The 9,108-nt window shown below is 74.2% G+C and carries 12 protein-coding genes and 1 pseudogene; 9 read left to right on the forward strand and 4 right to left on the reverse strand.

The genetic code is table 11. The features are described 5' to 3' along the window. Nucleotides 1–109: 109 nt before the first annotated feature. Nucleotides 110–592, forward strand: a complete 483-nt coding sequence (rraA, locus tag DKL51_RS06035; RefSeq protein WP_109965248.1) for a ribonuclease E activity regulator RraA — start codon at nucleotides 110–112, stop codon at nucleotides 590–592. Nucleotides 593–610: 18 nt separating this feature from the next. Here rraA and DKL51_RS06040 read toward each other — a convergent pair whose 3' ends face one another. Continuing rightward, a complete protein-coding gene (locus tag DKL51_RS06040; RefSeq protein WP_109947604.1) occupies nucleotides 611–1,420 on the reverse strand; it encodes a DUF3109 family protein in 810 nt (269 codons plus the stop codon). A gap of 74 nt (nucleotides 1,421–1,494) precedes the next feature. Here DKL51_RS06040 and DKL51_RS06045 point away from each other — a divergent pair, with 74 nt between their 5' ends. Together DKL51_RS06045 and DKL51_RS06050 are read left to right on the forward strand one after the other, a co-directional pair. Next, nucleotides 1,495–2,439: a Ppx/GppA phosphatase family protein gene (locus tag DKL51_RS06045; protein ID WP_109965247.1), complete on the forward strand. Its 945-nt coding sequence runs from the start codon at nucleotides 1,495–1,497 to the stop codon at nucleotides 2,437–2,439. A gap of 76 nt (nucleotides 2,440–2,515) precedes the next feature. After that, nucleotides 2,516–3,322, forward strand: coding sequence for a sugar phosphate isomerase/epimerase family protein (locus DKL51_RS06050; RefSeq protein WP_185734719.1), 807 nt, complete (start codon nucleotides 2,516–2,518; stop codon nucleotides 3,320–3,322). 49 nt (nucleotides 3,323–3,371) lie between these two features. On the opposite strand, the gene DKL51_RS06055 is transcribed toward DKL51_RS06050, so the two are convergent. Further along, complete coding sequence (locus DKL51_RS06055) at nucleotides 3,372–3,941, reverse strand: CGNR zinc finger domain-containing protein (protein ID WP_109947380.1); 570 nt, start codon at nucleotides 3,939–3,941, stop codon at nucleotides 3,372–3,374. Between the two features lie 19 nt (nucleotides 3,942–3,960). Further along, nucleotides 3,961–4,086, reverse strand: coding sequence for a glutathionylspermidine synthase family protein (locus tag DKL51_RS06060; RefSeq protein WP_243420672.1), 126 nt, complete (start codon nucleotides 4,084–4,086; stop codon nucleotides 3,961–3,963). 105 nt (nucleotides 4,087–4,191) lie between these two features. Here DKL51_RS06060 and DKL51_RS06065 point away from each other — a divergent pair, with 105 nt between their 5' ends. Beyond that, nucleotides 4,192–5,112 (forward strand): proline dehydrogenase family protein, encoded by a 921-nt coding sequence (locus DKL51_RS06065; RefSeq protein ID WP_109947381.1) that lies wholly within the window; start codon nucleotides 4,192–4,194, stop codon nucleotides 5,110–5,112. Nucleotide 5,113: 1 nt separating this feature from the next. Here DKL51_RS06065 and DKL51_RS06070 read toward each other — a convergent pair whose 3' ends face one another. Further along, a complete protein-coding gene (locus DKL51_RS06070) occupies nucleotides 5,114–5,518 on the reverse strand; it encodes a VOC family protein (RefSeq protein WP_109965054.1) in 405 nt (134 codons plus the stop codon). A 77-nt stretch (nucleotides 5,519–5,595) separates the two neighbouring features. Here DKL51_RS06070 and DKL51_RS06075 point away from each other — a divergent pair, with 77 nt between their 5' ends. The 5 genes and pseudogenes from DKL51_RS06075 to DKL51_RS06095 form a co-directional block, all read left to right on the forward strand. Further along, nucleotides 5,596–6,390, forward strand: a complete 795-nt coding sequence (locus DKL51_RS06075) for an alpha/beta fold hydrolase (protein WP_109947383.1) — start codon at nucleotides 5,596–5,598, stop codon at nucleotides 6,388–6,390. Then, nucleotides 6,383–6,949: a TetR/AcrR family transcriptional regulator gene (locus tag DKL51_RS06080; RefSeq protein WP_109947384.1), complete on the forward strand. Its 567-nt coding sequence runs from the start codon at nucleotides 6,383–6,385 to the stop codon at nucleotides 6,947–6,949. Before DKL51_RS06075 ends, DKL51_RS06080 begins: the two co-directional genes overlap by 8 nt. Next, nucleotides 6,949–7,284 (forward strand): YrdB family protein, encoded by a 336-nt coding sequence (locus DKL51_RS06085; protein ID WP_109947385.1) that lies wholly within the window; start codon nucleotides 6,949–6,951, stop codon nucleotides 7,282–7,284. The genes DKL51_RS06080 and DKL51_RS06085 overlap by 1 nt, the downstream gene beginning before the upstream one ends. 78 nt (nucleotides 7,285–7,362) lie before the next feature. Further along, nucleotides 7,363–8,670 (forward strand): hypothetical protein, encoded by a 1,308-nt coding sequence (locus DKL51_RS06090; protein ID WP_124811823.1) that lies wholly within the window; start codon nucleotides 7,363–7,365, stop codon nucleotides 8,668–8,670. A gap of 39 nt (nucleotides 8,671–8,709) precedes the next feature. After that, nucleotides 8,710–9,108, forward strand: a pseudogene (locus DKL51_RS06095) (HlyD family efflux transporter periplasmic adaptor subunit); the annotation flags it as partial.

Below are 9,108 nucleotides of genomic sequence, written 5' to 3' on the forward strand. Positions count from 1 at the left end.
GCGCCGGCGCGGCGGGGGTGCTCGCCTGCACCGCCGCAGGCCTCGCCGGCGCGGCCGTCGCCGCCACGGGCCTGCACCGGACACCATCCGAATGAGAAGGAGAACGACGATGCCGACCTCCACCGCCGACCTGTACGACCGCTACGGCGACGACCTGGGTTCGTGCGACACCCAGCTGCGCCAGTACGGCGCGGTCGCCGCCTTCGCCGGCCCCGCGGTCACCGTGCGCTGCTTCGAGGACAACGCACTGGTGAAGCCGGTCCTCGCCGAACCGGGGGCGGGCCGGGTGCTGGTGGTGGACGGTGGCGGATCCGTGCACACGGCACTCATGGGCGACCTCATCGCCGGCTCGGCGGTGGAGAACGGCTGGGCCGGTGTGATCATCAACGGCGCGGTCCGCGACGTCGCCGCCCTGCGCACCCTGCCGATCGGCATCAAGGCGCTCGGCGCGAACCCCCGCAAGAGCGCCAAGACGGGGGCGGGGGAGCGGGACGTGCCGGTGTCGTTCGGCAACTGCGTCTTCCACCCGGGTGCCCAGGTGCACAGCGACGACGACGGCATCGTCGTCCTGCCCGTGGACGGGCAGGCGTAGGCCGGCGCGCCGGCTCGCTCAGCCCTCGCTGGCCGGGTGCGGGGCGATCTGGCCCTGGCGCAGCCGGGCCGCGCAGAGCTCGGCGAGCTTCGCGTACGCGGCGGCGCCGATCAGCGCGGTCAGCTCCGGGCCGTACGAGACGTACATCGGCTCGGCGCCGACGTGCGCGTCGGTGGAGGAGGTGCACCACCAGTCCAGGTCGTGCCCGCCCGCGCCCCAGCCCCGCCGGTCGAACTCGGAGAGCGTGGAGATCAGCACCTTGGTGTTGTCCGTCCGCTTGTGCCACTCCTGGTCGCGGCGGATCGGCAGCTGCCAGCAGACGTCCGGCTTGTATTCCAGCGGGTGCACCCCGTCGCGCAGCGCCTGGGCGTGCAGCGCGCAGCCGCCCCCGCCGGGAAAGTCGGCGTCGTTGAGGAAGACACACGGGGAGTCGGCGTCCCGGGTGGCGGTACGCCGGGCCGGGTTCTTGCCGTCGATGGTGTCGTTCTCGGTCCAGTTCTTGAAGCCCCTGCGGAAGTGCTGCCAGGTCTGCGGGGTGAGCCGCTTGACCGCGTTGCGGACCCGCTTCTCGTCGTCGGAGTCGGTGAAGAACGCCCCGTGCGAGCAGCAGCCGTCGGCGGCCCGGCCGGCGATGATGCCGTGGCAGCCCTTGCCGAAGACGCACGTCCAGCGGGACAGCAGCCAGGTCAGGTCGGCCCGGACCATGTGCTTCTCGTCCGCCGGGTCGAGGAACTCGATCCACTCCCGGGGGAAGTCCAGCTCCACCTCCCGGCTGCGCGGGTCGTCGGGGTCGTCCACCAGCACATGCAGCTCGATCTGGCCTGTCACCCGGACCAGCGTACGCGGGGTGACCCGTACCGGCTGGCGAGCCGGGGAAACGTGTTGGCCCTAGGGTCATCAGCATGCGACTGGGTGTGCTCGACGTCGGTTCCAACACGGTGCATCTGCTGGTGGTCGACGCCCACCACGGGGCGCACCCCTGGCCGGCGCACTCGGAGAAGGTGGTGCTCCGGCTGGCCGAGCAGATCGCCCCGGACGGCGCGCTGACCGAGGCCGGCGCGGACGGGCTGGTCAAGGCGGTCGGCATGGCCCGCGCGGCGGCGGCCGGCCTGGCTGCCGACGACCTGCTCGCCTTCGCCACCTCGGCGGTCCGGGACGCCACCAACGCCGGCGAGGTGCTGGCCCGGGTCCGCGACGAGACCGACGTACGGCTGGAGGTGCTCTCCGGCGCGGACGAGGCGCGGATGACCTTCCTCGCGGTGCGGCGGTGGTTCGGCTGGTCGGCGGGGCGGCTGCTGGTGCTGGACATCGGCGGCGGCTCGCTGGAGCTGGCGGCCGGCATCGACGAGGACCCGAACGTCGCCGTCTCGCTGCCGCTGGGCGCCGGGCGGCTGAGCCGGGAGCGGCTGCGGGTCGACCCCTCCGGTGCGGTGCCGCCGTCCGCGGAGGTTGTGGAGGAGCTGCGGGAGTACGTCGACGGGCTGCTCGACCCGGTGGTGGCGAAGTTGACCGAGGTGGGCTGGGAACGCCCGGTCGCCACCTCGAAGACGTTCCGGATGCTGGCCCGGCTGGCCGGCGCGGCGCCGTCCGGCGCGGGGCTCTGGGCCCGGCGCAGCCTGACGCGTACCGGGCTGCGGCAGGTGCTCGGCTTCATCCGGCACATCCCGCCAGGCCAGTTGCAGGAGCTGGAGGGGGTGAGCGCCGGCCGGGCCCACCAATTGCTGGCCGGTGCGGTGGTGGCCGAGGCGGTGATGCGCCGGCTGGACGTGGACACGCTGGACATCTGCCCGTGGGCGCTGCGGGAGGGCGTCATCCTCCGGCGGCTGGATCAGCTCGAACCGATGTGATCCCGGTCGGCCGGTCTGGGCGCTTTGCGGATGCTCGTCCCGATGCCGGATGGCCGGGCCGGTTACCCTGAGGGACGTGACTTCCCGCGTCCCGGTGCTCCTCTCCAGTTCCTCGGTCTTCCCTGAGCGGACCGCGGCGGCGTTCCAGCTCGCCGCGGCGCTCGGCTACGACGGCGTCGAGGTGATGGTCTGGACCGACGTCGTCAGCCAGGACCCGGGCGCACTGCGCGGGCTCTCCGAGCACTACGGGGTGCCGGTGCTCTCCGTCCACGCGCCCTGCCTGCTGGTCACCCAGCGGGTGTGGAGCCCGGACCCGTGGGAGCGGCTGCGCAAGGCGGCCGAGCTGGCCGAGACCCTGGGGGCGCCCACCGTCGTGGTGCACCCGCCGTTCACCTGGCAGCGGGACTACGCCCGCAACTTCGCCGAGGGGCTCGACACGATCGCCGGGCAGTTCGGGGGGCTGCGCTTCGCCGTGGAGAACATGTACCCGGTCCGGATGGCCGGCCGGCAGTTCGTGCCGTACGTCCCCGGCTGGGACCCGACGGACACCGGGTACGCCTCGTACACCCTGGACCTGTCGCACTGCGCCGCCTCGCACACCGACGCGCTGGCGATGGCCGACCGAATGGGTGCCGGCCTGGCGCACGTGCACCTCGGCGACGGCACCGGCGAGGGGCGCGATGAGCACCTGGTGCCCGGGCGCGGCAGCCAGCCCTGCGCCGAGCTGCTCCGTTCGCTCGCCGGCCGGGGCTTCACCGGCTCGGTCGCGGTCGAGGTGACCACCCGGGGCGCGAAGAGCCGCGCGGTCCGCGAGGACGACCTGCGCGAGGCCCTGGCCTTCGCCCGCGCCAACCTCACCGCCCCCTCCCCGATCGACGCCTGACCCCCCTCCGCGCGGGTATCCCCGATCAGCCCCGGCGGGAGCCGGCGGGTCAGCTGACCGGGGTCAGGGAGTCGGCGGGGGCCGAGAGCTGCTCGCCGATGGCGGCGCGCTTGCGGGCCCGGTGGGCCGCGACGTGGGAGCGGGTGGCGCAGCGCTCCGAGCAGAACCGCCGGCAGCAGTTGGACGAGGTGTCCAGGTAGACGTTGCCGCAGCGCTCGTCCGCGCAGACGCCGAACCGGGCGCTGCCGTACTCGCACAGCCAGACCGAGAGGCCCCAGACCGCACCGGCCAGGTACTCGGCGCTGACCGAGGCGCCCCGGCTGGTCACGTGCATGTGCCAGTCGCTGGAGTCGTGGCCGGAGATGCGCGGCTGCACCGGGAACGCCTCCAGCAGCGCGTTCAGCTCGGCCACCGCCTGCGCGTCCCGCCCCGAGGTGCCGTACTCGAAGACGTCCCGCAGGCGCTTCTGCGCGCGCCGGAAGATTGCCAGGTCCCGTTCGGCGACCTCGTCGCGCATCCACGCGTTCTCGTCGGGGAAGAGGGCCCGCAGGGCGTCGAGGTCGTCCAGGCGGGCGTTGACGAGATCAACACCGGTCCGGGCGTACGCGTCGAAGTTCACGACACCAACGGTAGACGACTCAGTGGGCACGTGGCGCGTCGATGTAGCGCGGCAGGAACCCCGGGTAACCGTCGGTGATGAGGCTCTCGCTCTCCCGGACGGCCGCGCCGGCCGACCCGCCGTCGGCGGTCCAGCTCCCCAGCACCGTCGGGGCTCAGTGCCTGGCCCCGCGACCGGCGGCGGGAACGCTGCGTGACGTACCGTCGCCGCCCCCCGGCGCGGGCCGGTCGGTGGGCGTTACGCTCAGCGCATGCTCCGTTCCGTCATCCTCGCCGCCTCCCGGTCATCCCAGGTTGAGCGGCTTGTCGCGACGGCCCCGTTCACCCGGGACGTCGTCCGCCGGTTCGTCGCCGGCGCCGGTACCGACGACGCGTTGCGCGCGACCCGCGAACTCGTCGACGACGGCCTCGCGGTCACCCTCGACAATCTCGGCGAGGACACCGTCACCCCCGAGCAGGCGAACGCCACCCGGGACGAGTACCTCAGGCTGCTGAAGATGCTCTCCGGCGCCGGGCTCACCCCCGCCGCCGAGGTGAGCGTGAAACTTTCCGCGCTGGGGCAGCTGTTCGACGAGCAGCTCGCCTACGACAACGCCCGGGCGATCTGCCTGGCGGCCGACGCGGCCGGCACCACGGTCACCCTTGACATGGAGGACCACACCACCACCGACTCGACCCTGGACATCCTCGCCAAGCTGCGCAAGGACTTCCCGTCGACCGGGGCGGTGCTCCAGGCGTACCTGCGCCGGACCGAGTCGGACTGCCGGGAGCTGGCGTACGCCGGGTCGCGGGTGCGCCTCTGCAAGGGCGCGTACAAGGAGCCCGAGTCGGTGGCGTACCAGTCCGCCCGGGAGGTGGACAAGTCGTACGTCCGCTGCCTGAACGTGCTGATGGCCGGGGACGGCTACCCGATGCTGGCCACCCACGACCCGCGCCTGATCGCCATCGGCGAGGACCGGGCGCGCTGGTTCGACCGTGGCCCGGACCGCTTCGAGTTCCAGATGCTCTACGGCATTCGACCGGAGGAGCAGGCCCGGCTGATCGGCGAGGGCTACACCGTGCGCACCTACGTCCCCTACGGCGACCAGTGGTACGGCTACCTGATGCGCCGGCTCGCCGAGCGCCCCGCCAACCTGATGTTCTTCGGCCGGGCCCTGGTCTCCAAGAAGTGACTCAGGCGTTCGACCAGCCCCGGGTGCTCAGCACCAGGCGGTAGCCGTCCGGATCGGCCACCGTCACCCCCCAGCGGTCCCAGTACGGGCCGGCGGAGACCCGCGTCCCGCCGGCCCGTTCCAGTCTGTCGACCAGGTCGTCGTCGACCGGTCCGTCGAGGTAGAGCACGAACAGGTCCTCCGGGGTCGGCGTGGGCGCGACGGTGAGCTGCGCCCCGTCGACCAGTTCGAGGTGCCAGGCGGCGTCCGGCCAGCCCACCATCACCAGGTCGTGCTCGCCCGGGCCGCCGGCCTCGTCCCGGTACAGCACGCTGAGGCCGAGCCCGTCCACCCAGAAGCGTTCGGCGGCGGCCAGGTCGCGGCTGGGGCGGGCGATGCGGACGTGCGAGCTTCCCGATGGCGTCATGGGCCCGATCCTGCGATCTCCACCGGAGCTCAGGTCAAGCCTTGACAACTAAAGCTAATGCCATTAGCCTTTTGGCTATGAGTGTTAGCCAGGTGCAGCGGGACGGCGGGACCATCGCGTACGAGGTGCACGGGGACGGGCCGCTGGCCGTCCTCTCGCACGGCATGGGGGAGAACCGGCGGACGTTCCGCCACCTGATCCCGCTGCTGGTGACGGCCGGCTACCGGGTGGCCTCGGTGGACGTCCGGGGGCACGGCGACTCGAGCGCCCACTGGCCGTCGTACGCCCCTGCCGAGGTCGGCGCGGATCTGCTGGCCGTGGTCCGGGCGCTCGGCGGCGGCCCGGCCACCCTGGTCGGCAGCTCGTCCAGCGCGGCGGCCGTGGTCTTCGCCGCCGTCGACGCCCCGGAACTGGTCAACGGCGTGGTGCAGCTCAGCCCCTTCGTCGCCCAGCCCCGGCCCAACCCGGTGATGCGGGCCGCCCAGGCGCTGGTGCTGCGCAGCCCCCGGCTTTTCGGCATGTTCCACAAGACGCTCTTCCCCGGCGACCGGCCGGCCGACGACGCGGCGTACCGGAAGGAGATGGTCGCCAAGCTGCGCGGCCGGATGGACGCGGTGCGCGGGGTGGTCGAGCCGGTCGACCCGCACTGGACGGCGCGGGCACGCGAGGTGCGGCAGCCGGTGCTGATCCTGATGGGCACCAAGGACCCCGACTTCAAGGATCCGGGGGCGGAGGCACGGGCGGCCCGGCGGCAGTTCGGCACCGCGGAGGCGCGCATGATCGCCGACTCCGGCCACTACCCGCACGCGGACCGGCCGGCGGAGACCGCCGCGCAGCTCGTCGAGTTCCTCGCGGTGACCTCCGGTGCCTAGGGCCGGCCTCACCCCGCAGACGGTGGTGCGCGAGGCGGCCCGACTCGCCGACGAGGTCGGCCCCGACCGGCTGACCCTCGCCGCGCTGGCCGCCCGGCTCGGCGTCGCGCTGCCCAGCCTCTACAAGCACGTCAAGGGGGCGGACGCGCTGGCCCAGCAGCTCTCCGCGCTGGCCACCGCCGAGCTCGCCACCGAGCTCACCGCCGCAGCGGCGGGCCGGGCCGGCAGTGACGCCTTGCGGGCGGTCGCGGGCGCCTACCGGGACTACGCCCGCCGGCACCCCGGCCGCTACCCGGCCACCCAGCGTCCGCCCGACCCCGCCGACCCCGAGCACGTCGCGGCCGCCGACCGGGCCGTCGGCGCGGTCTACGCGATCCTGCACGGGTACGGGCTCACCGACGACGCGGCCGTGGACGCCACCCGGATGTTCCGCAGCGCGGTGCACGGCTTCGTCACCCTCGAGGCGTCCGGCGGGTTCGGCCTGCCCCGGGACATCGACCGTTCCTTCGACCAGATGGTGGCCGCCCTGGACACCGCGTACCGGGACTGGAGGTCCTGATGATGGCCGTGCTGCTGGCGCTCGCCTTCCTGCTGGAGTTGGCGATGCTCGTCGCCGCCGGCTGGTGGGGCTTCACCCTCGACGCCGGGCTGGCCGTGCGGCTGCTCGCCGGGCTCGGCGCGCCGCTGCTGATCGCCGTGGTCTGGGGCATCTTCTGCTCGCCGAAGGCCAGCGTGCCCCTCGCCGCCCCCGCGAAGACCACCGTCCAGGCGGCCTGCTTCGTGGCGGGTGGTCTACTGCTGGCGCTGGCGGGCCGACCGGTACCGGGGATCCTGCTGGTGGTCCTGTGGGTGGCGAACACGACGCTGCTCCGCCTGGCCGGCGACCCGGCCTGACCCGTCGCCCGGTGGGGCGGCGCCCCAGAAGCGCGGGTCGCTCTGGCCGGGTCGCCCGGCAGGTCGTACCCTTCGCCGGTGACCGACGGCGACCAGCAGCGCGGCGAGCAGAGCGCGACCGGGGTGGACCGGCCGCGACCGCGCCGCCGGTGGCCGCTGTGGGTGGCGCTCGGGCTGGTCCTCGCGGTCCTGACCTGCGGCGTGCCGGCGGTGCTGGTGATCGGGTTGGTCGGCGACGCGGTGGGTCGCCCGGCCGGCACCCCCTCCGACGACGCCGCCACCGCGGCCGCCCGGCAGCTCGGCCAGCGGATGACCGCGCAGCTCGACCGCCAGGCCGCCGCGCTGCTCCGCGGCGACCGGCCCGGTTTCCTCGCCGTCGCCGAGCCCGCCGCCCGGGCCGGCCTCACCCACCGGTACGCCGTGCTGCGGGCGCTGCGGGTGACCGTCTGGCGGCCGGAGTCCGACGGGCTGCCGACCCGGGTGAACGGGCGGCCGGGGGAGTGGCGGCTGCCGGTAACCGTCGAGTACTGCTTCGTGGTCCCGGGCTGCACGCCGAGCACCGTCGTGCTCGGCACCCGGTGGCGGGAGGCCGGCGAGCAGCCCCGGCTCGTCGCGGTCGAGGAGTCCCGGTCGAGGCCGGCGGGCACCCGGCCGTGGGAGGTCAGCGACCTGGCGGTGGCGGTGGGGAAGCGGACGGTCGTGGCCACCACGCCCGCGCTGCGACGTAAGCTGCCCGGGCTGCTCGCCGAGGCCGAGGCGGCGGCGCGGGTGGCCGATCTGTACGCGGTCGACGCCTCGCCCCCCGACCGCTACCTGATCTTCTACGCCGGCCGTACCGAGTGGCAGCGTTGGTACGGCGGCGGCCGCCCGAAGTGGACCGCCGGGTACGCGGTCGGCGTCGGCGGTGGCCACCACGACGTGGTGCTCAACGCCGGCAGCCTGTCGCCCACCGGGGTCGACGACCTGCTCCGGCACGAGTTGACCCACGCCGCGTCCCTGCCCGACGGCGGTTACGCGAACAAGGGCGCCTGGTGGCTGGTGGAGGGCCTGGCCGAGTACGCCGGCGCGGACGGCCAACCGGTGAGCCACTACGAGGGGCTGGCCGAGGTGCGGAAACTCGTCCGGGGCGGCTGGAACGGCCGGCTGGACGATCTGGCCCCGGCCGACGACGCGGCCGACGACCGGGTCGGCGGCAGCTACGGCGTGGGCTACCTCGCCGTCCGGCACCTCGTGGACCGGTACGGCGAGCAGCGGGTGCTCGACTTCTTCAAGGCCGTGGTGCACGACGACCGGTCCTTCGACGAGGCGTCCGACCAGGCGTTCGGCGAGCAGTGGTCGACCCTGCACGACGACTGCGTCGGCTACGTCCGCGCGGTCGCGGCCTGAGCCGGCTGCGCCGTTCGACGGTCGTCGACGGGTCGTAGCATGGGCCAGGTGGTCCGCACCCACTCGCCACGGCTGCCCGCAGCCACCCGGCCCCGCCTGCTCACCGCCCTCCTCGCCGTCGCCGTCCTGACCGGCACCACCGCCGCCTCCTGCGGGGACGAGAAGTCCCCCGTCGCGCTGGCCCAGGTCGGCCGGTCCGCCGTCACCGAGGTGATCGACGCCCCGGCCACGGTGACCGCGCGGGCCGCCGCGACCCTCACCGCACCCGCCGACGGCACCCTGGCCAGCCTGCGCGTCCAGCCCGGACAGCCGGTGCGCCGCGGCCAGGTGCTGGCGGTCATCAGCTCGCCCTCCGCCCAGGACCGGCTCGAGCAGGCCCGCGAGGCGCTGCGCGCCGCGAAGCGGGCCGGCCGGGGCGTCGCCACCGGCGACCTGGGC

It is taken from the genome of Micromonospora globispora (assembly GCF_003857015.1).
Lineage (GTDB): Bacteria > Actinomycetota > Actinomycetes > Mycobacteriales > Micromonosporaceae > Micromonospora > Micromonospora globispora.

Excerpts from the sequence above, each read along its gene's own strand:
- DKL51_RS06075 (WP_109947383.1), top strand. The coding sequence starts at position 5,596 with ATGAGTGTTAGCCAGGTGCAGCGGGACGGCGGGACCATCGCGTACGAG.
- DKL51_RS06065 (WP_109947381.1), top strand. The coding sequence starts at position 4,192 with ATGCTCCGTTCCGTCATCCTCGCCGCCTCCCGGTCATCCCAGGTTGAG.
- rraA (WP_109965248.1), top strand. The coding sequence starts at position 110 with ATGCCGACCTCCACCGCCGACCTGTACGACCGCTACGGCGACGACCTG.
- DKL51_RS06070 (WP_109965054.1), bottom strand. The coding sequence starts at position 5,518 with ATGACGCCATCGGGAAGCTCGCACGTCCGCATCGCCCGCCCCAGCCGC.
- DKL51_RS06085 (WP_109947385.1), top strand. The coding sequence starts at position 6,949 with ATGATGGCCGTGCTGCTGGCGCTCGCCTTCCTGCTGGAGTTGGCGATG.
- DKL51_RS06045 (WP_109965247.1), top strand. The coding sequence starts at position 1,495 with ATGCGACTGGGTGTGCTCGACGTCGGTTCCAACACGGTGCATCTGCTG.